The sequence below is a fragment of the Bartonella sp. AA86SXKL genome (assembly GCF_042196885.1).
Window position 1 is genome coordinate 1 of the sequence record NZ_JBHIRE010000368.1, and the last position, 680, is coordinate 680.

Consider the following 680-nt stretch of genomic DNA (forward strand, 5'->3'; position numbering starts at 1 on the left):
ATAGCCTATTCTTATTTCTTAGAGGGAAGTGTAAACATCCCATCCGCAAACCGCACACCTGTACGCACATTCATAATTTGCACAGTGGTTTCTAAGTTCTGCTGATCAACAATTGTCCATTGCCGTAAAGAATAGGTTTTAGAATCAAAAACCATTCGTATTTGCCCTGCGCCAACACTTTTATCCCGCAGAACAATCGTCACCGCCCCAGGATCTTCACGAAATGCTAATAAACGTCCTGATGAGATATTAATTTTATCGTCCAACAGAAATTTCATAGGTGTTTGGAAGAGTTTTGAGAAATTCCAAGTATTCAAAGCGCGATTGTTAATTCCTATGAATTGACCATCTGCAATGATCTGTAAGGGTATTTTTTTATAAATAAAACGAATTTTCCCTGGACGCTCTAAATAAAATGTTCCCTGAGACATTTTTCCTTTTGGACTAAATTGAATAAAATCACCTGTCATTGTTTTAATCGCTGCAAAGTGATTGGCAATTTTCTGCGCCCGCGCCACTTTATTGGATGATTGTGAAAAAGCCGGAAAAGTTAAGCAACTAAAGATAAGAATTCCCACAAACGCAAATATTCTCCTCCGTAGTAAAAAAAAAGTTTTCATAGAAAATGCTCCCAAACACTAGATAGTTACCTTACAATATAATCAAGCAGCGAATAATGA

1 protein-coding gene is annotated in these 680 nt (G+C 36.9%); it reads right to left on the bottom strand.

What is annotated here, in order from left to right:
• Positions 1 to 11: 11 nt before the first annotated feature.
• On the bottom strand, positions 12 to 620 hold the full coding sequence (locus ACFIO5_RS12055; protein ID WP_011181316.1) for a LolA family protein: 609 nt from the start codon (positions 618 to 620) through the stop codon (positions 12 to 14).
• Positions 621 to 680: the final 60 nt, after the last annotated feature.